A 22,735-nucleotide genomic window follows, 5' to 3' on the forward strand; every position below is an offset into this window, starting at 1 on the left:
ACTATCGGCAACGATAGTTTTTTTTTATCACACCCATAAAATTTCTATATTTTACATTCTTCCCGCAAGGGACTATACTTGTTAGTATCAAGAAAACCTAGAACTGAGGTATATTATGGCTATTTATGAAAATATTACAGAACTGATTGGGAACACTCCGATTGTCAAATTGAACCGTCTTGTTCCTGAAGGAGCTGCAGATGTCTATGTCAAACTCGAAGCTTTCAATCCTGGATCATCTGTTAAAGACCGGATTGCTTTGAGCATGATTGAAAAAGCTGAAGCGGATGGCTTGATCAAACCAGGTGATACCATTGTCGAAGCAACTAGTGGGAACACAGGGATTGGCTTGTCATGGGTTGGCGCAGCTAAAGGCTACAAAGTTGTGATTGTCATGCCTGAAACCATGAGTGTGGAACGTCGTAAAATCATCCAAGCCTATGGAGCTGAACTCGTTTTGACTCCTGGAAGTGAAGGAATGAAAGGCGCTATCGCTAAAGCTGAAGCAATCGCTGCAGAAAGAAATGGCTTCCTTCCTCTTCAATTTGAAAACCCTGCTAACCCAGAGGTACATGAAAGAACAACAGGACAAGAAATCGTTGATGCCTTTGGAAAAGATGGTTTAGATGCTTTTGTCGCAGGTGTTGGTACTGGTGGTACTGTTTCTGGTATTTCTCATACTTTGAAAAAGAATAATCCTGCTATCAAAGTCTATGCCGTTGAGGCCAATGAATCTGCAGTCCTTTCTGGCGAAAAACCTGGACCACATAAAATCCAAGGGATTTCAGCAGGCTTTATCCCAAATACTTTAGACACTAACGCATATGATGGTGTTCGTCGCGTATCTTCAGAAGAAGCTTTCGAACTTGCACGCGCTATCGGTGGAGCTGAAGGATTCTTAGTCGGTATCTCAAGCGCAGCTGCTATCTATGCTGCTATTGAAGTCGCAAAAGAATTGGGTAGCGGTAAAAAAGTTCTTGCTCTTGCACCAGATAATGGAGAACGTTACCTTTCTACTACCCTTTACGAATTTGAATAATTCTCTATATCAAAAAAACTTCGATAGGTTTCATCAACCTATCGAATTTTTTATTTTTTTTCTTGTTTGCTAAAGAATACCTTTCCTTCTTTGACCCAGGTCGGCATCTGTTGAGCTAAGGGCGCAAAACCACTCTTGTGGCGGTCATTTGAAAAACGATGGTGTCGAATACTTCGTTGTGGTGTTTCTTCTAGTGTTCTCAGAGAGAGGCTAGCTTTCTTAGAATATTCATCAACATCGATGACTTGGACAAAGACTTTTTCTCCAATTGAAAGAATATCATGAATATTACTTACATAACCACTTCTAATCTCTGAGATATGAATCAAGCCCGTCACACCCGACTCTAGTTCGACAAAGGCGCCGTAAGGTTGAATTCCTGTGATGGTTCCTTCTAACTTATCTCCAATTTTCATATTAGTCCTCAATTTCGATGGTTTCAATCACGACATCTTCTACTGGCTTATCCATCATCCCTGTCTCAACAGCCGCGATCTCATCCAACACAGCAAAAGAAGCTTCATCCATCAATTGACCAAATACTGTATGGCGTTGATCTAGGTGAGGAGTTCCCCCTTCTGTCGTATAGATTTCTGCAATTTTTTCAGGCCAGCCACCGCGGACCAATTCCTTTTTCGAATATGGGAGATGTTGATTTTGTACAATAAAGAATTGGCTGCCATTTGTGTTTGGTCCAGCATTTGCCATTGAAAGGGCTCCGCGAATATTGTACAATTCTTTTGAAAACTCGTCTTCGAAGCTCTCCCCATAGATGGATTCACCACCCATACCTGTGCCTGTTGGATCTCCCCCTTGGATCATAAAATCTTTAATAATCCGATGGAAAATGACACCATCATAATAGCCAGACTTAGCAAGAGCTACAAAGTTTGCAACTGTTTTTGGCGCTTGATCCGGGAACAATTGAATGTTCATCTCACCGTGATTGGTTTTGATCACAGCGACAGGACCGTCAACCGTAGCAAGTTCTAACTGTGGTAATGTCAATTCTTTTTCAACCATATTTAACTCCTCTAAGGCATAGAATATGCCATCTTCTTCTAAATTCTTAGTGATATAATCAGCTTTTTCTTGTAACTCTGGGGCAGATTTTCCCATTGCGATACTAATTCCAGCATAATCAAACAGTTCTAGATCATTTAATCCATCCCCAAATACTAAAACATTCTCTGGCTTCAAGCCCAAATGATTTACAAGATGAGAAACTCCTGAAGCTTTTGAAGCTTCAAAGCGAACAACATCTGACGAATGGGGATGCCATGAAACTAGGCGCAAGTTCTCTTGCAAAGAAGGGGGCAACTCTAGCTCACTATCCTGTTCATCAAAGGTCCACATTTGGAAAATAGGTTCTTTCAAATGCAGATCTGGATCTACTGGTAAGTTGGGATAAATGATGTCAATAGCATCACTGATCAAGGGTGTCCGATTAGACAGGGCTGCTTGATGACTAGCCACTAACCCATAATCAATCTCGGATTCTTTGGCCCAATCTACAAAAGAAGAAACGATTGCTTCATTGATTGGTGATTGGTAGATCACAGTTCCTTTTGTATCTTCTATATAGGCACCGTTTAAGGTTACTAGAAAATCAGGCTTTAAGTCCATGATTTCAGGAACAACCCCAAAAATCCCTCTGCCGGTTGCAATCCCTGTCCGGATTCCTTTTTCTTTCAATTGATGAAAGACTTCTTTGACAGATTCTGGGATCAATCCAGTTTCTTTTGCACGTAATGTATCATCAATATCAAAAAAGACGATTTTAACTTTTTTGGCTTTATAGCGTAATTTTGCGTCCACTTGTCTCCCCCTTATGATCATGCTCTATTATAGCATGTTTCCTTTTAAAAATCTTCTTGATTCACCAGATGGTGTCGAAAGGCATAGACGACTGCTTGCGTCCGATCACTGACTTCCAATTTGGATAAGATGTTGGAGACATGGGTCTTCACTGTTTTTAAAGAAATAAAGAGTTCATCTGCTATTCGTTGATTTTCATATCCCTTCGTCAATAAAGCCAGAATATCTCGTTCTCTAGCTGTCAAATCATCATGCAATTCAGCATGGTTCTTTCGAGACTCAACTTTTCGACTAACTTCTGTCTCAATCGCAAATTCTCCCTTTGCAACCTTTCGGACAGCCTGTAAGATCTCAGTTGCTGACGAGGTCTTTAAAATATACCCTTTTGCACCGGCATCTAAGACAGGATAAATCTTTTCGTTATCTAAATAAGACGTCAAAATGACAATTTTAGCTTCCGGCCACTCTTTTAGGATGGCTAGAGTCGCATCGATTCCATTTAGCTCTGGCATCACAATATCCATGATGATGACGTCTGGTCTTTCTTTCAACGCCAACTCCACCCCTTCTTGCCCATTTTTCGCCTCTAAGACTTGCTCAATATCGGTTTGCATGGACAAAAAGCTTTTCAATCCCAACCGGACCATTTCATGGTCGTCTACTAATAATACTTTCATACAGTTTCCTTTTCATTTTTATCTTTTACAAGGAGGGGAACGCGAATATCCACAGCCACTCCCTTTTGAGGACTCGTTCTTATTTTAATGGTTCCCGCCATGTCCTCTACACGTTCTTGAATATTTTTCAACCCATAACTCAATCGTTCTAATTTTTCCTGCTCAAAGCCGATTCCATCATCTACCATCCGTAAATGAAGTTGTTTTCCTTCCTGATGCAAGAAGACATCCATTTGTTGAGCTCTAGCGTGTTTCAAGGTATTGCTAACAATCTCTTGGACAATCCGAAATAGATGTTCTTCCATATCTTTTGGAATGCTCACTTCATTGTGTTTGAAGACGACTGTTAGGTTACTCTTTTCCTTCAATTCTCTAAAAATCATCTCCATCCCTTCTACCAAACTTTTTCCTTCCAATTCTGTAGGACGAAGATGTAGTAGCAAGACGCGCAAATCATTTTGGGCTGTCCCTAGAATATCTGACACACCATTGAGTTGCTGCTGGATCTGACTTTTCTCTAACTCAAGGGCCTGGGCTGCCACTCCAGATAAAATCATATTGGCTGCAAACAATTCTTGACTAACCGTGTCATGTAGATCACGCGCAATTCTCTTACGCTCGATTTCCACAATTTCTTCCTCATTTCGCATCACACGATTTTCACTTTTTTGTAAATTTTCTTCTAGTCGAAGCAATTTGCTGTCCAATAAATCTAACTGTTGATTCAATTCTTTTGGGGCAATTTCTTTTCGCTGTGAAGCAGTCAGGATAGATTCTACCTTTTGTTGTACTGCATGGACCGTTACAAATTGCGTGATTTTGATAATTAAGACAACCAAAGCCGTCAATGCAAGCGTCAGACTAAAAACCAAAAATAGGAATGATTGAAGCAAGGAAATATCTGAGAGAAGTTTGCCCCACTGAAAACCAACAAAATGGAAAATGGTATGACAAATGACCGCAACCACCATTAGGGAATAGAAGTACAATAGGAGATAGTCTAATTTCTTCATGCGCGAATCACCTCAACATCCCCAACAATACCAACTAACACAATTTTTATAGAACGGTGCGATCTCCGATAATGTGCCGTTTCAATATCTATGGTTTCATTCCTCATTTTACGGACAGGAAGATCCAAAAACTTCAGATCTCCATACAGAGTGTTAATTTGTAAATGCAACTCTAAATCAATCGGTAAGATAATTTTTGTATTACCAAAACCTTTCCGGATGATCACCACATTGTCCCAATTGCAAATGGCTACCTCCTCTAAATGGAGGGTGTCATTTCCAAAAACTCGGATCACATTCAGATCTCGATACCCTCGACTTTGCTTTGAAAAATGTTGTAAATCACCAATCCATCGAGTTTTTTCCTGACGAATTTTCGTATCCTCTTCAACATCAAACACAACGGATTCATTTTCCTTATACATATAAGGGTAGGCAATTAATAAACCATAAACCACCGCAAATAAAATGGCTGCAATCACAAAAGGATTCAGCATCACGATAAAAAACAAGAGCACACTCAGCGCGATTAATAGAAAATTCGCTTTTTGTTTGCCAAAATAGTAATACAAAAGGAGCAAAAAGAGAACCATCAAGACAACAAATCTGGAAAAATCGATTGATAAAATGGTGATCGCTGCTAATGTTAACAAAACGGCTTCAACGAAAATAAAAATTTGTATTTTCCACATAGTCTACCTCATCTTTTCCTATTTTATCAAATTTTTCCTCATTTGACTTCCGTCTGTGGTTGGATAATACGAAGAGCAAAAAAACACCCAAAAGATAGAAATCCTTTGGGTGTCCTTGGTATCGGAATGAATTGTTATTAAATAAGTTCTTTCCGATAACGGTTGTATAGAGGCATTATTTATACATGAATGCCCAGTAATAGTTACCGTCGCCATTGATGACTGCTGCTACTGCACCTTCTGTGGCATTTGGATCGAGCATTAATTCTCTCAATCCACTGTTATACCATTTCGTTGCAACCGTTGTTGCATTGTCTTCACGACGAGCTACAAAACCTGTGCTATCGTACTGACGTGAAATAGTATGGGCTTTTGGTAAGGCACGTGAGTTGTAGACATCATCTGACCAAGTCAATTCTTTTAAGCCTTGTGCTTTTCGCAATTCGTTAATCTTAGCAAAAGCTTCTTTCGCTTTATCTAACTCGATATAGTTTGTATTGTCTGTCGCTTCTACACGATAAACGAATTTCACATAGCCAAACTCAACATCTTTGTAGTTCTTGTCATCTACTCCACTCTTCAAGTCAGCGATTAAAACATAGTCTTTAGCCCATGGGTTTTCTTTAGATTGCTCAAAGAGTTCTGGGTCCTCGATTTCCCATTCTACTTTGGCATCCCAGCCAGCATTGTCAATAAATTTAGGATTCATTTTCTTAATGACATAGTCCTTAAATTCATCCACATTCTTAAATGGAAGAGCTTGACCTGCTTTAGCTGTTTCTATAAGATTTGTAGAGTAGAGCTTCACGCTTGAGTCACGATCGCTATAAGCATATTCATCATCTTTGGCATCTTCGTGGAATTTTGGATCGATCTCAGGATCTTTCGGATCTGTCATTCCATAAAGTTTCCATTTGTCTCCGTTCCATTTCCAATAAGCAGAGTAACCAGTTGCTTCTGTATCAGATGGAACATAGTAATAGTGACTTGAACCATCAAAGTAGTAGTTCTTATCTCCACGAAGGGCTACTGAGCCAGGTTTACCAGGAGGGTAGACTACTTTAGGCGCACGTCCATTCGGAGCCCATGGAAGATGTTCTAATCCTTCTGCTGGTGTCTCAACGTATGGAGGAATTTGGTTTTCACTAGGCTGATCCGATGATACCAAACCATCATTTCCTGGGACTTCAGGTTGAACCGGTTCCTCTGGCTTCGGTTCACTTGGATTTTCTGGGGTTGGTGCGAAAGGATCAAACTCTCCATCTGCTCCTACAAATGGAGGATTTTCTGGGAATACTAGACTATCAATGTTATCAAAATCAGAAGGATCTGATGGTGTATCAGGTTGATCTGGTTTATCGGTTGGATTTGGTTCTTCAGGTGTTGGAGTTGGATCCGGAGTCGGTGTTGGGACTGGATCAGGAGTAGAAGGATTTTCCGTTGAATTCTTCACAAATACCCATTTACCATTTTTATAATAGTAATAATCCCCGTTATCCAATACATAATAATGGTAGCCATTTTCATACAAATAATGAGGGTCATTGGCAAGGTTATTAGTAGAGTTATTCCGATTAGTTAGAGGTTTCCACTCACCATTGCGGTAGATCCGGTAAGTTCCATCACTCATCCGATAATAATGATTGCCATTCCAATAAATGTAGTTTTCATCATTTTCTAAGGAATAGCCATAGTTCCAACCATTATAGCCATAATAATTATTCCAGCTAGGATAACCATAGTTATAGCCATAATAATTGTTCCAGCTAGGATAACCATAGTTATAACCATAATAATAGTTCCAATTTGGATATCCATAGCCATAACTATAGGTCCATGGATTATAACCATTATAACCATTCCAGTTATTGTAAGCATAGTTATAATAGTTTGAACGATAAGAGGAGGTATTCCATCCTCGATTTTCTGCAGCTACTTTTGTTGCTATAAATGCCGGAACAATCATAGCTGTTGCTAGGATTGCTCGACTAACCACTCTATATTTTCTGTCCATTTAACTAATCTCCATTGGGAAAGTATAGGCGAAAGATACATCAACTATGTGCACATATTTCAAAAGTCATTCTGCCTCCCTATATCTTAGTTCACGATATTTATCTCCACTAGTTTCAAGGCCTATTCAACTAGTAGAAAAAATCTATTCATTAACCAATTTCCTATCAAAGCAGGTCTAAACGACATTTTTACTCTTTGATTTCCTTTCATGCAAATTATAGCATGGGCCTAAATCGAAGGCAAATAATTTGATATTCAATCTATTTTCAATTTCAAATCATCTTATGTTTAATTGACTATTTTATTTTACCGATCTTGAAACCCCTTGTTTGTGAAGGGGTTCGCACAATCTATTCAAACTTAGAAAAATAGTATCTTGTAGTGGTCTTAAAGTTTTTCCCTCAACAGGGAAATAAAAAAATTACGACATAGCAATAAAAAATACAAAAAGACTCAGAAAATCCATCTGAGTCTTTTTGTATTTTTAAACCCACACCTGTTGCACTATTGCTCACTACTGCTAGAACTTTCTGTATCGGATCGTTCCGCAGAGGACGAACTAGATGTCTCTGAACTTGAAGAGGCTTTCGTGCTTGAAGAAGCCGTCACTTTAGGCTCATATACCGTTAAAACAATTCGTGTTCGGTTAATATCCACCGTACTCGAGACTTCTGGAGTTTGGCTGACAATTTGACCTGCAGAAACAAATACCCCATCAGGGAGATGTTCCGTTTTTCTTAATTCGATATTGGCTTCTTTAATACCATAGATCTCAATCAAATTACTTCTAGCAAAATCATAAGTTGATCCAACATAGTTTGGCATTTCAATTGAAGTCGTTTCTTTCGCTACTTTCAAAACAATCTTGGTTTTTGAATTCAGAGAATATTGCTCTCCTGAAGCTGGGGTTTGTTCAAGAACTGTCCCTGCAGCATAATCGAAGGTCTCAACTTCTTCAATCGTGATCATTTTGCTTGATACCTTATAAGTATTTTTCAGATCTTCTTCTGCTGTTGCCCGTGTTTCACCCACGTAATTTGGCATTTCAAAGCTGTTTGGCCCTTTTGAAACAATCAAATCAATTCGACTTTGTTCTTTCTTTTGGGCCCCTGCATTTGGATTGGTTCGAATGACGTAACCTTCTGCCACCGAATCACTGTACTCTTCTTTCTCTTCACCAACTTGAAGGTCTTGTCCCTCAATAACCGCTCTAGCTTCGGCAATGGTTTTGCCGGAAACATCTGGAACGGTTTTATTGGCTGGGCTCATATACAACAAGAAAGTAAAGGCTGTAAGAACTAGGGCAATGGCAACAAACAAGACCTTGTATCTCGCTCGCAAGCGTCTTCTTGGCTTTTTACTTGGCGTCATTGTCTGCTGATCAGATAATGGTCGATTAGGATCTACTGAACTGATTTCACTGCGTACCTCAGAGATTGGAACAGGAGCTGTCTTTGGAGTTGGACTCACTTTTGGAAGAGTCTTTGTATCAGCTTTCGCTTGGTCTTCAAAAACCAGTTTTTTCTCATTTCTTCTCTCATAGGACAAGCAACTTGAAAGATCCACATACATCTCTGCCACTGATTTATAGCGATCCGTCAGTTTTTTAGCTGTCGCTTTGATCACCACATTTTCTAAAGCTTGTGGAACATTCTTATTTTCTTCACGAATAGATGGGAGTGGCTTTTGAAAATGCTGCAAAGCAATTGTGACTGCACTATCTCCATCATAAGGAATGTGTCCTGTCAACATCTCATAGAAAATGATCCCCATAGCGTAGATGTCACTTTGCACCGTAGCTTTTGAACCACGCGCCTGCTCAGGGGACAAATAATGAACCGACCCCAACATCGAGTTGGTCTGGGTCAAGCTAGTCTCTGCGAAGGCCACTGCAATCCCAAAGTCTGAAACTTTTGCTGTTCCATCTGGTGTCAAGAGGACATTCTGTGGTTTTAAATCTCTATGGATAATGCCACGCGTATGGGCAAGACGCATAGCTAGAAGGATCTGCCCCATCAAACGAACAGCTTCTTCATTTGATAAAGGAGCATTTTCTTTGATATAGCGTTTCAAGTCTAAACCTGCAACATATTCCATTGCAAGGTATTGTTGTCCTTCTTCTTCGCCAATGTCTGTAATCCGAACGATATTTGGATGGTCCAGCTCTGCCATCGCCTTTGCTTCACGCTGAAAACGCGCAACTGCAATGGGATCCGTCTGGTAATTCGTACGCAGTACCTTGACTGCAACTTCTTCCCCATCTAAAATCAAATCACGCGCAAGATAAACATCTGCCATCCCGCCGCGTCCAATTTGTTGGATGATTTTATATCGCCCGGCAAAAATTTTGCCGATTTGAATCATGCTGCGTCCTCCTCAGTAAAGTGGAGCAGTACAACAGTGATATTATCCAAGCCTCCAGCATTATTGGCAAAACGAATCAAGGTTTGAGCTTTTTCTTCCAGTGAAACATCACTCAAGACAATATCTCTGATTTCATCCGGGCCAATCATATTGGTTAAACCGTCACTATTGATCAAAATATAATCATCTGCTTCAACCGTCACCAAACCATAATCCGGCTCCAACTCATCTTTTTGACCAATGGACTGAGTGATGATGTTACGTTGAGGATGATGGGCAGCTTCTTCCTCTGTAATTTGACCAGCTCGCAAAAGAGCATTTACAAGAGAATGGTCACTGGTCAACTGCTGGTATTCGCCCTGACGAATGAGGCCAATCCGTGAATCCCCAACGTGGGCATAAATCACTTGTCCTTCTACAAAAGCCAAGGCTTCTAGTGTCGTTCCCATTCCTTTGTGCTCATCATCTTGCCCAGCCAAATGAATCCGACGATTCACAGCTTCTAAATGTTCTGCAAACCATTCCCGTACTTGATTGACCGTCTCGATCTCAGAAGAAACCCAGGCCGCACCTAGATCTGTGACTGCCATTTCACTAGCAATATTTCCGGCACGGTGTCCTCCCATACCATCAGCAAGGAAAACCATAGATTTTCCTGCCTTGTTTTTATATTGATTTGCATAGTCTTGGTTATTTGTCCGTCTTTGACCTACATCGGTTAAGATCGTCATATCCATACTGTCAGTTTCCTCCTGATATTATGAAATTCTCTTAAAACGACTGATAAAGAAGCCGTCGCTTCCATATAATTCGGGTGTAATAAGGATACAATCATTTTTAAGAATATCTTTTCTTTCGTGATCCAATGGGACTTGTTCGAAATTTGGATGTTTTTTCAAAAATTGGTCCACCACTTCAAAATTCTCTTTGCCCATAATTGTACACGTACTGTACACTATTATACCACCTTTACGCACACTTTGACAAACACTATCCAGAATGGCCAATTGAATGGCTTGTAAAGATACAAAATCTGCACTCTCTTTATTGTACTTGATATCAGGCTTTCTCCGTATCAAACCAATCCCTGAACAAGGCGCATCCACCAAAATTTTATCGAAAGCATCAGGTCCAAATGTTTCAAAGACTTTTGTCGCATCTAGCTTCTTTGTCAAAATTTTGTCCGCAACATGGAGCCGATTAGCATTTTCTTGAATCAATTTGAGCTTATGGTCATAGAGATCCAAGGCTGTGACTTTCCCAGTTGTGAGATAAGAAGCCAGGTGGGTCGTCTTTCCACCTGGCGCCGCACAGGCATCTAAAACCCACTCATCTCCTTGCAAATCCAAAGCCGGTGCCACCAATTGGCTGGACTCGTCTTGAATAGTAATGCGCCCTTCTTTAAACAAGGAGTGTCCTGCAAAATGTCCCTGCTCTTTCACGAGAGCGGACGAAGAAAGTAGAGAGGAGGTTGCTTCGAGCAGCTGAGCTAACTCTTCTTTTTCGTCCAGATCAATCACACGAATACTGGATTTATTACGCTGATAGAGACTCTTAAAAATAGCGCAAGCACGTTCTTCACCGTATTCTTCGATCAATGCTTTGACCAACCATACAGGTAGGGAATACTCTACCGAATAACGTTTGTTCTTTCGCTTGATCGTATCAACAGCTGGTAGCCCCTCGCGGAGGAGCTTTCTAAGAATAGCATTGACAAACTTCTCACTGCCTTCTTTACGACATTTTGCTATCTGGACAGCTTCATTGACGATGGCATGATCGGGAATGCGGTCTAAATAGACAAGTTGATACAAACTCATCATCAAAAGATAATAGAGCCAAGGATCTAATTTCGTCCGGTCTTCAATCACGTGGGCGAGATACCACTCGAGTGTTATCTTTCGTGCTACAGTACCGTATACAACTTCCGTAACAAAGCTTCTATCTTTATCTGAAAGTTGAGAGTGTTCTAACGCTTGATTTAGGGCAATATTAGAATAAGCTCCCTGCTCAAAAACCTCTTCTAGCACTCGAACGATCTGTTCACGCGCATTCATTTGTTTAACTTCCAAAGTGATCTCCTTCTTTCAATTGACGGCCAGCGCCATTCAAAAAGTCTGTGATGGACATTTTTGGTTTTCCTGCCGGCTGCACAACTTTGAGGGACAGCGCGCCTTCTCCTGCAGCGACCACCAACTCTTTTTTGGTCAAAGCAATCACTTCTCCTGGATTTCCATTTCCTTCGCATAGCTCTGCTTCATAAACTTTAAAGCGCTGACCATTTAATAACGTATGAGCAACCGGCCAAGGATTCATCCCCCGGATCTGGTTAAAGACTTGGCGATTGGTTTTGGTCCAGTCCAAAACCTCTTCTTCCGGTAAAATATTCGGTGAAAATGTGACCAAACTTGGATCTTGTGGACTTGGCTTGATCTCCCCTGCCAGGTAAGCTGGCAAAGTATCTAGGAGTAAGTCACGTCCAAGGACAGCCAATTTTTCAAACAAAGTTCCCACATTGTCCTCATCTAAAATTGGGAGAGAACGAGCTGCAATCATGTCTCCGGCATCCATTTCCTTGACCATTTCCATAATTGTAACCCCAGCTTCTTCATCACCATTGATCAGGGCATAGTGAATGGGAGCTCCACCTCTATATTTAGGCAATAAAGACGCGTGGACATTCACCGCAAATTGGAAGTTCTCCAACAATTTTGTCGGTAAAAATTGTCCAAAAGCAGCGGTCACAATTCCATCTGCATCTAGTGATAAGAGAGTTTCCATTTCTGGACTACCCGATAACTTCTCCGGCTGAAGAACTGGTAGTTGATGTTCCAAAGCTACCTGCTTCACCGGGGTCATTCGAATCTCTTTTTTGCGACCTACTTTGCGGTCTGGTTGCGTCACAACTGCCAAAATTTCATAGCGCGAATCTGCTAACAATCCCTTTAAAACCGTCGCTGAAAAATCAGGCGTTCCCATAAATATTAATTTTGTCATTTCTTTCTTCCTTACATAAAACTTTGAGGTTCATTATCAATACTGACACGGAGATCTTGGTTGCCTCTTTCTTGCGTAAATTCTAAGATTTGATTCAAGACCTGAGTCATGCCTTCTTCGAAACGATATTTCACAATGATTTGATAATGATACAAATTATGTGTACGTGCAATTGGTTTAGGTGTTGGTCCTAAGATTTGGACCTGATCAGATAAGCCTGATCGGAGAATTTCCATGACCTGATGTGACTTCTCCATCACAATTTCCTCACTCTTATGGGATAGGGTTAACCCAACTGTGAAGTAATAAGGCGTATAGCCCAGCTGCCGGCGAATCTGCATTTCATAGGCAAAAAAGCCTTCATAATCTTGGTCTTTGGCAAATCGAATCGCATAATGATTGGGGTTGTAACTCTGAATGATAACCTCTCCTTCTTTCTCTGCTCGTCCGGCCCTTCCTGCCACCTGAGTCAAGAGTTGAAAGGTTCTCTCTGAGGATCGATAATCCGGTAAATTTAAAGAAGTATCCGCATTCAAGACACCCACTAATGTCACATTTGGAAAATCCAAGCCCTTCGCAATCATTTGCGTCCCTAACAAAATATCCGCTTCTCCATTCCCGAAAGCATCTAATATCGCTGCGTGGCTCCCTTTTTTTCGGGTGGTATCCACATCCATGCGCAGAATTTTAGCTTCAGGAAAGATCTCTTGTAATTCATAATAGGCTTTTTGTGTTCCTGTCCCGTAATAACGAATGGAAGGACTTTGGCAATTTGGACAGTGTCGAGGAATTGCTTTGCTATAGCCACAATAATGACAGTTCATAGTTTTAGTATCCATGTGGAGGGTCAGTGAGATATCACAATTGGGACAAGTATCTACAGTTCCACACTCGCGACACATGACAAAACTGGAATAACCACGGCGGTTCAACATCAAGACAACCTGCTCTTTTTTCTGCAAGCGATCAGCAATAGCTTCCACTAGAACCGGAGTGAAGTTACCAGCTTCATTTTGGCCAACATAATCACGGAAATCAACGACTTTAACTTCTGGAATTTTGGCTGCCGGATTGGCCCGCTGGGTTAGACGAATTAATTCATAAACCCCTTTTGTTGCACGAGCCCGCGATTCTAAACTTGGTGTAGCAGATCCAAGAAGCAAGACTGCTTGATTGTACTGAGCCCTTAGGACTGCGACTTCCCTTGCGTGGTAGCGTGGATTACTATCTTGTTTGTAGGAAGCCTCATGCTCCTCATCAATGATGATGGCTCCGATGTTTTTTAAAGGGGCAAAGATGGCTGAGCGCGCTCCAACGACTACCTTGGCCTCCCCACGTTCAACTTTTCGCCATTGATCATACTTCTCACCATTTGATAAGCCCGAGTGCAGAATAGCTACTTCCTGGCCAAAACGCGAGATAAAACGATCCGTCATCTGTGGCGTCAGGGAAATCTCAGGAACCAACATAATAGCCGTTTTCCCCTTATTTAGAACTTCTTGAATAATCTGCAGATAAACTTCTGTTTTCCCACTTCCAGTCACACCTTCTAGTAAAAAAGGTTTTGATGTTTTCCCAATTTGAGAAACTACTGTTTCGACAGCTTTTGCTTGCTCTGAATTTAAAAGCAGAGCCTGGGTCTGTTCTTTGCCTTCATAATATGCAGCCGCCCGATTCACTTCTCGTTCTGTAATTTCTAAAACACCCTGTTCGATAAAATAAGCTACCACTTCTCGTGAAAAATCCTGATACAATCCTGCTAAGGGTTGCTCCCCTTGCTCTAGTAACAGGCGCTCTTTCAATGCTAGCCTTTTTTTAGCTCTTCCTGATGGTTGAAGTTCTTTTAATCCTTCCTGGTTAACGCGATACCATTTTTCTGTTTTAATTTGTTTCCTATCCTTGGCCTTGTATTCAAGTACCAAATCTCCTTTTCTGACCAACCGCATCACTTGGGCTTGATCGGCCGCATCTAGAGAAGAAAAAGAAACTTCATTTTTTTCACCAAAAAGTTTCACTTTGAGAGTTGGATCTAAAGAAGGTTGAGGATACAAAATCTTATCATAACTCGAATTGAGGAGAGAAGGAAGCATGGTTTTTAAAATCGTGATCTTATAAGAAAAAACACTTTTTCGTAATTGATCTGCCAACCAGAACTGCTCTTGATTTAAGACCGGAGTGTAATCCAAGACCTCCACAATCGCTTTTAATTCCTCGCTTGTGTCTGCCTCTTCTAAAACATCTACCACAATCCCTTGAATGAGGCGATTCCCTTTACCAAAGGGGACATGAACTCGCATACCTGCCTCCACCATATCCTCAAATTCTAATGGAATCTGATAAGAATAGGGTTTATCTGTCTGCATCAATGGGACATCTACGATGACTTTTGCTATCACTTTTTCACCTCCAGCCTCTATCATATGAGCTTTACTTTATCACGGAACCCTTTAAATAGCAAAAAATAAGATTGAGAAGCCCCAACCTTAAATTTTTTCACCATCTTCTTTTTCTTTGGCAATTTGTTCCTTAATTTTGCGCTCTTCTTCTTCTTTGCGAATCCGCTCTGCTTCAATCCGACGACGAAGCACTTCACGTTTTGCTTCTGGATCCGGGTGAACAACTACGTTTCCAGACTCGATTTCTTCAAGCGCTTGTAATGTTGATTTAACTGATTGGAATTCTTGAGTTGGTACTGCACCACTTTCCAATTCGTGGGCCCGTTTTGCCTCAAGAATGACCAATGAATATTTTGATGGTACTTTGTCAAGCAATGTATCAATAGAAGGTTTTAACATCATATTCCTATACCTAATTTCTAATTATTTATCTCTTCACAATAGTTTGTGTTTTTGGTAACATATCCAGATAATGGCCAATGACACGGTCTACACGGAAATGCTCTGCTTCGATCACACGTTTGACACGCTCAGCAGCAAGAGGAACCTCGTCGTTCACAATGGCGTAGTCATATTCACGCATCATGGCGATTTCTTCTTTTGCTTTTTCAATCCGTTGCGCAATAACTTCTGCACTATCTGTCCCGCGACCCACTAATCGATCCTGCAATTCATCCAAATCAGGCGGAGTTAAGAAAATAAAAACTGCATCTGGAACTTTCTTCTTTACTTGAAGTGCACCCTGAACTTCAATTTCAAGGAATACATCGATTCCTTTGTCCAAGGTTTCATTCACATAGGTTAAAGGAGTCCCGTAGTAATTTCCAACGTACTCAGCGTACTCCAACATTTGCCCTTGACGGATCAAATCTTCAAATTCTTCACGTGTACGGAAAAAATAGTCGACACCATCCTCTTCACCTGGACGTTGTGAACGCGTCGTCATCGATACAGAATACTGAAACTGATTCTCCGAGTTTTCAAAAATTTCTCGTCTGACCGTTCCTTTTCCAACCCCCGAAGGGCCAGAAAATACGATTAATAAGCCACGATCCGCCATGATTTCTCCTTCAATGTCTTTCTATCTAGTGTAACAAAAATCGGCCTAATTTTCAACTGATTTTTTCATTCAAAAAGCTTGAGATGCTAGATCTCAAGCTTTTCGTTTATTTTGCGTAATCTACTGCACGCAATTCTCGAATAACGGTAACCTTAATGTTTCCAGGATATTCAAGATTGGACTCGATCTTCTCACGAATATCATGAGCCAAGATCGTCACTTTATCATCCTTGATTGCCTCAGGGCTAACCATAATACGGATTTCACGACCCGCTTGAAGGGCGAAACTTGTCTTAACTCCTTCAAAACTATTTGCAATTTCTTCAAGATCTTGCAAGCGTTTGATGTAGCTTTCAAGTGACTCACTTCGTGCTCCAGGTCGAGCAGCACTCAAGGCATCTGCTGCAGCGACAATAACTGCGATGACACTTTCTGGTTCCACGTCACCATGGTGACTAGCAATGGTATTGACAACCACTGGATGCTCCTTGTACTTCCGTGCCAATTCTGTCCCAATCTCGACGTGGCTTCCTTCCACTTCACGGTCAATCGCTTTACCGATATCATGTAAGAATCCTGCACGTCGTGCCAAAGTAGCATTTTCACCCAACTCGCTAGCAATAATACCAGAAAGTTTGGCAACTTCAATGGAGTGACGCAAAACGTTTTGACCATAAGAAGTACGGAATTGCAACCGTCCCATGATTTTCATCAAATCTGGATGGAGGTTTGGTGCACCGATTTCATAGGCAGCAGCCTCACCGTATTCACGAATACGATTGTCAATTTCCTGACGGTTCTTCTCAACCAGCTCTTCGATGCGGGCTGGATGGATGCGACCATCTTTGAGAAGGCTCTCCATTGTCATACGGGCAATTTCACGACGAATCGGATCAAACCCTGACAAGGTAACCACCTCTGGCGTATCATCGATAATCACATCGACACCTGTCAAGCTCTCAAAGGTACGAATATTGCGCCCTTCACGACCGATGATGCGCCCTTTCATACTATCATCTGGCAAATGAACCGTTGAGTTTGTTTGCTCAGCAACAAAATCACCAGCCATTCGCTGCATGGCTTGCACGAGAATGTCTTTTGCAATTTTATCAGAACGTTCTTTCACTTCCAGTTCTGCTTCACGAATCCGCGATGCAATTTCTTTTGAAAGTTGCTCTTCCGTCTGATTCAAAATAATGTCACGCGCTTCTCCTTGACTTAGAGCAGCGACACGTTCCAGTTCTTCTACTTTCTTGTGTTCAAGCTCTTCCAGCTGTTGTTCACGCGTATCAATGTGTTTAGTTCTATCTGTAAGACTTTGCTCTTTGTGTTCAAGAGACTGTTCTTTGCTTGTTAAAATATCGTCTTTGCGATCAAGATTGCTAGCACGTTCTGCCAAACGGTTTTCCAATTGCTTCAATTCTTGTCGTTCTGACTTAAACTCAGCATCGACCTCTTCACGATATTTTCTGGCTTCTTCCTTTGCCTCCAAAAGTGCTTCTTTTTTAAGTGAACTTGACTCATGCTTCGCCTCTTTTAAAATTAAATCGGCTTCACGTTCAGCCTGTCCACGTAAATTCGTTGCTTCTTGTTCAGCATTCAAAAGGGTGAGTTCCGCTGCTTCTTTTGAAGCTTTCATTTTAAGAGCAGTTCCCACATATCCAATGACTAAACCAATGACCGCGGCAAAAACACCTGTAATAAACAAATTCATGCTTTTACCCCAAATCTATTTAATTAGTTGAATTAAAAATTCTTTTACATTTTACCATAAATTACTAAAATTAACAATCTAAAAAAACAGGAAAAACCTTTTATATTTTTGCTTGACCCTTATTCTTTTATCCACGTTTCTTTCATGGAACACCTGTGAGAAATTCATCTATTTCCACTTTGTTGAATCTGCTTTTTATGCTATAATCAAGAAAAACAAAGAAGGATTTGAGTATGACAAAAGAAGTAATTGTTGAAAGTTTTGAATTGGACCACACAGCTGTGAAGGCTCCCTATGTACGCTTGATTGGTGAGGAAACTGGATCCAAAGGAGACATCATCTCCAATTTTGATATTCGTCTGGTGCAGCCCAATGAAAATGCGATTCCAACGGCAGGACTTCACACGATCGAGCATCTTCTTGCGATGCTCATTCGCAAACGCATCGATGGTATGATTGATTGTTCCCCATTTGGATGTCGCACCGGTTTTCATATGATCATGTGGGGACAACATTCGAGTACGGAAATTGCTAAAGTAATCAAAGATTCTTTAGAAGAAATTGCATCTGTCAGCACTTGGGAGGATGTTCCAGGCACAACCATTGAGTCTTGTGGAAATTACAAGGATCACAGCCTCTTCTCAGCCAAAGAATGGTGTCGCCTGATTCTAGATCAAGGAATTTCGGACGATCCGTTTGAACGTCATCTTGTTTAAGACGAAAAAGAGGCTGGGACAAAAGTCCTAGCCTCTCAATTATTTTTGGATTGTCGAGCAAGACGCAGTGGTTGAGTGGGCTCTACTACGCTGATTTCATCAGCTTTTACAGCCCTACTCAACTGTGCGGAGGTGGGACGACGAAATCGAATTCTAACGAATTACCGATTTCTGTCCCACTCTCTTTTTTATTGTCATTTTTCCCGGAAAGGAGATGTCTGATCAAGCATTAATAATCCAGAGCATCTGAATGACCTTTTCCGTTTCCTACGAAATAACCAGTCTTGGCATTGATACTAAAGAGATAGGTTCCATCTGGTTTGAAGAGGTTGTAATAGCCATTACCATTAATGATATTGACACGCTCTAAAATGTATTGATTGCCAGTGATATGTCCACGTTTACGAGCAATGTTCAATACTTTTTCAAGAATACCATCACCAAACACCCAAGCTGGGTTATTGACATCATTGATAGCTACTTGGTTATACGGAACACGGCTTAGGTTTCTCTGAAGTGGAACACCATCGCTCGGAAGACCGTACCCTGAATAGCCTGGACTTGCAGTTCCTGCACTACCTGTAACAGCATTGACAGCTGGGGCCGTAGGCGTTGCTGCTTGAGCTGGAGTTGCATTAGAAGTATCTGTACCACCTGTTCCTGTCACTGGTGCCGGTGTCGCAACTTGTTGTGAACGTCCTTGCGCAACCGCCTCATTCAATAAGCTATCTAATTTGTCATTACCTGTCTTTGTTTCTGCAAACGTCGCATCACTTTTTACTTTGGCATTTGCATCAAGAACTCCATCTTTGATGACTGGAGAACTAAATTGAGAATTCACTTTTTGAATGGCAGAAACTTGCTTCACAAGGTCTTCATATTTTGTTCTAGCTGCATTATAATCACTGCTTCCTTCCAATTTGTCCAGCAGTTTCTTCAGATTTTCCAAGTCTCCGAATTTATCATTTTTAAGACTACTTTTCGATTCGTCTACAAAAAAGGCATCGTAAGCTTTGGTAAACTCTTCAAGTTTTTGAGCCTGTGTTTCACTGCTGCTTGATTTAGAAGTAGAAGATGACTTGCTAGATGAAGATGATACAACTGTTGTACCACCAGATGTTCCACGACTATGCATCCAGTTATAGGTTACAAAAATGGCCGAACCGACAATCGCAAGACCTAATGTAGAGTATAAAACCGCTTTGATTCGTTTACCCGCATTGCTTGGTGTTTCCTCAGGAAGGTCCTCTGCTTCTACAATTGGTTCGGTTGGTGTGGGTCCAAATTTAATCTTAGCTGGTAATTCTGTTGAGATAGCATCCATTTCAGGTCTTTGTTTCAAGACCGTTTCCGTTACTTCCGGCGCCTCCACTGCTTCAGCAACTGTTTCTGAAGCAGCCAACTCCTCAGCTTTAGCCAATTCTTCTTTGGCCAAAATCTTTGTATCATATTTTTCTGCTTCTATTTCTGCTTGGTGTTGTTTGATATATTTGTCTAAGACATTATCACCTTCCGTTACACCTGCTTCAATTTCTTCTGCCTTTCGATTGGCCTGCCCAATCGTCATCTCTTTAGCATCTTTAAAATCTAAAATTGATTCTGTTTCTTGCTCTAATGGCTTTCTATCCTTCTCTGTCATAAAAATCCTTTCTATGCCTTTATCTGCCGTTTTACACGTTCCCCAAAATATTGGTAGAGATCAACTTTAAGGGTTCCGTTATAAAGTTTTCGTTTTTTATCTGCTTTACTACCGAATTTAGATTCAAAACCTTCATCACTGGTTAGGATAAATTTACTCCATGTTTTGAGAGGTGCAAATACTTGCCCCATTTCAGTATACAATTTTGACACACCTTCATCATCTGATAAGCGTTCTCCATATGGAGGGTTGGAGATAATTACCCCATTGATTTTATCTGAATGAAGATCTTGAACTCGCATTTGTTTGAAAGTAATGTCACTGCTAACGCCCGCTTTCTGAGCATTTTCTTTGGCAATCTCAACCATCCGTGCATCGATATCGGTTCCCATAATATCCAATTCGATCTCACGATTGATTTTTCTGCTTGCTTCTTGACGGACTTCATGAATCAAGCGATCATCCATCCAGTTCCATTCTTCAAAAGAAAAGGTCCGACGCAAACCAGGTGCCATCTTTCTAGCAATCATCGCTGCCTCAATACAAAACGTACCAGAACCACATGTGGGGTCAATCAAGGGCTTATCTGGATACCAGTTTGACAGCAAAAGGATTGCTGCCGCCATATTTTCCTTAATAGGGGCTCCCCCTTTTTCGGTCCGATAGCCACGTTTGAAAAGGCTACTGCCAGTAGTGTCAATCAGGACGGTTGCTTGGTCTTTAAGGATCGATACTTCGATCTTGAACTCTGCCCCATTTTCCATTAGAGGAACACCTTCTGGTCGGGCATAGTGTTTTTGTAACTTTTTAACAACTGCTTTTTTCGAAATGGCCTGAACGCTAGGTTCATTATGAAGTTTTGATTTGACACATTTAGCCTTAGAAATAGGAAAACGTGCTCCCAAAGGCAAATAGTTTTCCCAATCCAAAGCAAAGACACCTTGAAAGAGTTCTTCAAAAGTTTTGGCCGGAAAACTCCCAACCACAATTTTCACTCGATCAGCCGCGCGCAACCAGAGATTGGTCTCTATGATTGCTCGACGGTCTCCTTGAAATCGAACCCGTCCATTTTCAACCTGGCAATCGTAGCCAAGATCGCGTAGTTCTCGACCAACAACAGCCTCTATACCAGCAGCGGCCGTTGCAATCAATTCAAATTGTATTTTCATCTTATTCCTATCACTTTAAAAAAGGAGGTTGAGATCTCTCTCCACCTCATCAACCTATATGCAATTTTCTATAAGCCATGTTTTGTTCCAGAAATGACTAGGTACCATTTCCTTCGATAATCATCTGTCTACTGTTTCCAGTCAGAATGCTATGTTCGTTTCCACGCATTCCATGCCCCGACCAAAGTTTGGGTTGCTAGCTTGAGGGGTTTACCGCGTTCCACTTTTTAGGTTTCCCTAAAAACTACGTCACTGTGGCACTTTCAGAGCTACTAGAGCCTATCTTCAGACTTAGCTCCTTCACTCGCCGTAACTTGAATACCAAGTCCCTAGGCTTATGGATTCACCTAGCACAAACACTACAGGCATCACAGCCTGTGCTAGCATGGACTTTCCTCATGAGAGCATCCTCTCACGCGATTATCCAAAAATTGCACGATCTAAAGGATTAATAATCGCGATCTACGATCTGTTTCCCAAAAACTTCTTTTTCCAAACGATTGAGTCGTTTGAGAATATCAAAGTTCGTAGCTGTTGTCACTTGTGGGAATTCTTGCGTAGCTGTACTAGCAATCGGAGATGTTTGTGGTGTTTCTTCTGCTTTTTGGGCAAGTTCTTCACGAAGGCGAGCGTTTTCTTCACGCAATTCCTTCACCAAAGCAGCATAGGTTTCATAGTCTTTTATAACATCATCCAAAAATTCATTTACTTCATCTTTGTTATAACCACGAACTTCTCGTTTGAAATCTTGATCAAAAATATCTTTCGCAGTAAAAATAATACTTGCCATTAGTCTCTCCAATCTAGTTCATCATCACAATTATATAAAAAAATGGTAAGAAAAATCAAGGTATAACACTTAGTTTTCGTAAAAATTTTCGGCAAGTTCATTTAAATCATCAAAACTTAATTGTTTGACATAAAATGGTTCTTTTTCTAACATCATTTTGTAAAGATATTTTAAATTGGTTTCATTTTCTGGATCATAAAAAACATAAGCTCCATCCGCGTTATCTATCAAAAACTGATTGTATTCTTTTAGTTGACCCGGATTGCTATAGTGAGGATAGGCATATTTCACGAAATCCACCTGTTTGAAGCGTGCTAATAATTCCTGATTGCTTTCATTCCAATTTTCGCCAACATTCTCAAATAGGAAGATCGTCGCCATTTGAAAATCGTAATCTTTTTTTAATGCAAAGGCGACCTCTAATACCCAAGCCTCAAATCCCAAATTACCAGAAAAGACTAGCCATTTCACTCCTTCTTCAAATAAACGACGAAGATCTCTTTCAATGGCTTTTTTGATAATGGTCAGTCGAGGGTCTTTATTGGAAAAGACTCCCACATCAAAACTCTTATAACCTGCAACAAGTATGGTATTCATTTTTTCCTCATTATTCTAATTTATGATATAATAGAGTG

20 protein-coding genes and 1 other RNA gene are annotated in these 22,735 nt (G+C 40.8%); 2 read left to right on the forward strand and 19 right to left on the reverse strand.

Features of this window, described 5'->3' with window-relative positions:
- The first annotated feature begins 115 nt into the window (after positions 1-115).
- Positions 116-1,039, forward strand: a complete 924-nt coding sequence (gene cysK / locus SM121_RS09305; RefSeq protein ID WP_003012578.1) for a cysteine synthase A — start codon at positions 116-118, stop codon at positions 1,037-1,039.
- Positions 1,040-1,089: 50 nt separating this feature from the next.
- Here cysK and SM121_RS09310 read toward each other — a convergent pair whose 3' ends face one another.
- The 14 genes from SM121_RS09310 to SM121_RS09375 form a co-directional block, all read right to left on the reverse strand.
- Positions 1,090-1,455 carry a S1 RNA-binding domain-containing protein gene (locus SM121_RS09310; RefSeq protein WP_023920312.1) on the reverse strand — a complete coding sequence of 122 codons (366 nt, stop codon included), beginning with the start codon at positions 1,453-1,455 and terminating at the stop codon, positions 1,090-1,092.
- 1 nt (position 1,456) lies between these two features.
- A complete protein-coding gene (locus tag SM121_RS09315; protein WP_021154563.1) occupies positions 1,457-2,857 on the reverse strand; it encodes a bifunctional Cof-type HAD-IIB family hydrolase/peptidylprolyl isomerase in 1,401 nt (466 codons plus the stop codon).
- Between the two features lie 44 nt (positions 2,858-2,901).
- On the reverse strand, positions 2,902-3,534 hold the full coding sequence (locus SM121_RS09320; RefSeq protein ID WP_155127850.1) for a response regulator transcription factor: 633 nt from the start codon (positions 3,532-3,534) through the stop codon (positions 2,902-2,904).
- Positions 3,531-4,547: a sensor histidine kinase gene (locus tag SM121_RS09325; protein ID WP_151379196.1), complete on the reverse strand. Its 1,017-nt coding sequence runs from the start codon at positions 4,545-4,547 to the stop codon at positions 3,531-3,533. Before SM121_RS09325 ends, SM121_RS09320 begins: the two co-directional genes overlap by 4 nt.
- Positions 4,544-5,239: a cell wall-active antibiotics response protein LiaF gene (liaF, locus tag SM121_RS09330; protein ID WP_155173215.1), complete on the reverse strand. Its 696-nt coding sequence runs from the start codon at positions 5,237-5,239 to the stop codon at positions 4,544-4,546. The genes SM121_RS09325 and liaF overlap by 4 nt, the downstream gene beginning before the upstream one ends.
- 175 nt (positions 5,240-5,414) lie before the next feature.
- A complete protein-coding gene (locus tag SM121_RS09335; protein WP_320910895.1) occupies positions 5,415-7,253 on the reverse strand; it encodes a CAP domain-containing protein in 1,839 nt (612 codons plus the stop codon).
- A 506-nt stretch (positions 7,254-7,759) separates the two neighbouring features.
- Entirely contained in the window at positions 7,760-9,619 is a 1,860-nt protein-coding gene (gene pknB, locus SM121_RS09340; protein ID WP_155127841.1) for a Stk1 family PASTA domain-containing Ser/Thr kinase, read from the reverse strand.
- Positions 9,616-10,356, reverse strand: coding sequence for a Stp1/IreP family PP2C-type Ser/Thr phosphatase (locus SM121_RS09345; RefSeq protein ID WP_003012553.1), 741 nt, complete (start codon positions 10,354-10,356; stop codon positions 9,616-9,618). The genes pknB and SM121_RS09345 overlap by 4 nt, the downstream gene beginning before the upstream one ends.
- Before the next feature lie 21 nt (positions 10,357-10,377).
- A complete protein-coding gene (rsmB, locus tag SM121_RS09350) occupies positions 10,378-11,691 on the reverse strand; it encodes a 16S rRNA (cytosine(967)-C(5))-methyltransferase RsmB (protein ID WP_155127835.1) in 1,314 nt (437 codons plus the stop codon).
- Complete coding sequence (gene fmt / locus SM121_RS09355; protein ID WP_155173209.1) at positions 11,681-12,616, reverse strand: methionyl-tRNA formyltransferase; 936 nt, start codon at positions 12,614-12,616, stop codon at positions 11,681-11,683. Before fmt ends, rsmB begins: the two co-directional genes overlap by 11 nt.
- An 11-nt stretch (positions 12,617-12,627) precedes the next feature.
- The gene (locus SM121_RS09360; protein ID WP_407073053.1) at positions 12,628-15,036 is read right to left on the reverse strand and encodes a primosomal protein N'; all 2,409 of its coding nucleotides are present in this window, start codon (positions 15,034-15,036) and stop codon (positions 12,628-12,630) included.
- 63 nt (positions 15,037-15,099) lie between these two features.
- Complete coding sequence (gene rpoZ / locus SM121_RS09365) at positions 15,100-15,414, reverse strand: DNA-directed RNA polymerase subunit omega (RefSeq protein WP_320910897.1); 315 nt, start codon at positions 15,412-15,414, stop codon at positions 15,100-15,102.
- A 25-nt stretch (positions 15,415-15,439) separates the two neighbouring features.
- Entirely contained in the window at positions 15,440-16,072 is a 633-nt protein-coding gene (gene gmk, locus SM121_RS09370) for a guanylate kinase (RefSeq protein WP_155127827.1), read from the reverse strand.
- A gap of 106 nt (positions 16,073-16,178) precedes the next feature.
- Positions 16,179-17,786, reverse strand: a complete 1,608-nt coding sequence (locus SM121_RS09375) for a ribonuclease Y (RefSeq protein ID WP_003012653.1) — start codon at positions 17,784-17,786, stop codon at positions 16,179-16,181.
- A 233-nt stretch (positions 17,787-18,019) separates the two neighbouring features.
- On the opposite strand from SM121_RS09375, the gene SM121_RS09380 reads away from it, so the two are divergent.
- Entirely contained in the window at positions 18,020-18,502 is a 483-nt protein-coding gene (locus tag SM121_RS09380) for an S-ribosylhomocysteine lyase (protein WP_003012574.1), read from the forward strand.
- A 229-nt stretch (positions 18,503-18,731) separates the two neighbouring features.
- On the opposite strand, the gene SM121_RS09385 is transcribed toward SM121_RS09380, so the two are convergent.
- The 5 genes from SM121_RS09385 to SM121_RS09405 all read right to left on the reverse strand — a co-directional run bounded on the left by SM121_RS09385 (position 18,732) and on the right by SM121_RS09405 (position 22,697).
- Positions 18,732-20,141, reverse strand: coding sequence for a cell division site-positioning protein MapZ family protein (locus SM121_RS09385; RefSeq protein WP_320910898.1), 1,410 nt, complete (start codon positions 20,139-20,141; stop codon positions 18,732-18,734).
- Positions 20,142-20,152: 11 nt separating this feature from the next.
- Entirely contained in the window at positions 20,153-21,310 is a 1,158-nt protein-coding gene (locus tag SM121_RS09390; RefSeq protein ID WP_003003842.1) for a THUMP domain-containing class I SAM-dependent RNA methyltransferase, read from the reverse strand.
- 66 nt (positions 21,311-21,376) lie between these two features.
- Positions 21,377-21,742, reverse strand: an RNA gene (rnpB, locus tag SM121_RS09395) — RNase P RNA component class B.
- A gap of 16 nt (positions 21,743-21,758) precedes the next feature.
- Positions 21,759-22,100, reverse strand: coding sequence for a cell division regulator GpsB (gene gpsB, locus SM121_RS09400; RefSeq protein WP_003003917.1), 342 nt, complete (start codon positions 22,098-22,100; stop codon positions 21,759-21,761).
- A gap of 69 nt (positions 22,101-22,169) precedes the next feature.
- The gene (locus SM121_RS09405; RefSeq protein ID WP_003012619.1) at positions 22,170-22,697 is read right to left on the reverse strand and encodes a DUF1273 domain-containing protein; all 528 of its coding nucleotides are present in this window, start codon (positions 22,695-22,697) and stop codon (positions 22,170-22,172) included.
- Between the last annotated feature and the right edge of the window lie 38 nt (positions 22,698-22,735).

It is taken from the genome of Streptococcus sp. S1 (assembly GCF_034137685.1).
GTDB classification, from domain to species: domain Bacteria; phylum Bacillota; class Bacilli; order Lactobacillales; family Streptococcaceae; genus Streptococcus; species Streptococcus dentalis.

Coding starts and splice junctions, on each gene's coding strand:
- cysK (WP_003012578.1), top strand. CDS start 116: ATGGCTATTTATGAAAATATTACAGAACTGATTGGGAACACTCCGATT.
- SM121_RS09310 (WP_023920312.1), bottom strand. CDS start 1,455: ATGAAAATTGGAGATAAGTTAGAAGGAACCATCACAGGAATTCAACCT.
- SM121_RS09320 (WP_155127850.1), bottom strand. CDS start 3,534: ATGAAAGTATTATTAGTAGACGACCATGAAATGGTCCGGTTGGGATTG.
- SM121_RS09325 (WP_151379196.1), bottom strand. CDS start 4,547: ATGAAGAAATTAGACTATCTCCTATTGTACTTCTATTCCCTAATGGTG.
- liaF (WP_155173215.1), bottom strand. CDS start 5,239: ATGTGGAAAATACAAATTTTTATTTTCGTTGAAGCCGTTTTGTTAACA.
- SM121_RS09335 (WP_320910895.1), bottom strand. CDS start 7,253: ATGGACAGAAAATATAGAGTGGTTAGTCGAGCAATCCTAGCAACAGCT.
- pknB (WP_155127841.1), bottom strand. CDS start 9,619: ATGATTCAAATCGGCAAAATTTTTGCCGGGCGATATAAAATCATCCAA.
- SM121_RS09345 (WP_003012553.1), bottom strand. CDS start 10,356: ATGGATATGACGATCTTAACCGATGTAGGTCAAAGACGGACAAATAAC.
- fmt (WP_155173209.1), bottom strand. CDS start 12,616: ATGACAAAATTAATATTTATGGGAACGCCTGATTTTTCAGCGACGGTT.
- SM121_RS09360 (WP_407073053.1), bottom strand. CDS start 15,036: ATGATAGAGGCTGGAGGTGAAAAAGTGATAGCAAAAGTCATCGTAGAT.
- rpoZ (WP_320910897.1), bottom strand. CDS start 15,414: ATGATGTTAAAACCTTCTATTGATACATTGCTTGACAAAGTACCATCA.
- gmk (WP_155127827.1), bottom strand. CDS start 16,072: ATGGCGGATCGTGGCTTATTAATCGTATTTTCTGGCCCTTCGGGGGTT.
- SM121_RS09375 (WP_003012653.1), bottom strand. CDS start 17,786: ATGAATTTGTTTATTACAGGTGTTTTTGCCGCGGTCATTGGTTTAGTC.
- SM121_RS09380 (WP_003012574.1), top strand. CDS start 18,020: ATGACAAAAGAAGTAATTGTTGAAAGTTTTGAATTGGACCACACAGCT.
- SM121_RS09385 (WP_320910898.1), bottom strand. CDS start 20,141: ATGACAGAGAAGGATAGAAAGCCATTAGAGCAAGAAACAGAATCAATT.
- SM121_RS09390 (WP_003003842.1), bottom strand. CDS start 21,310: ATGAAAATACAATTTGAATTGATTGCAACGGCCGCTGCTGGTATAGAG.
- gpsB (WP_003003917.1), bottom strand. CDS start 22,100: ATGGCAAGTATTATTTTTACTGCGAAAGATATTTTTGATCAAGATTTC.
- SM121_RS09405 (WP_003012619.1), bottom strand. CDS start 22,697: ATGAATACCATACTTGTTGCAGGTTATAAGAGTTTTGATGTGGGAGTC.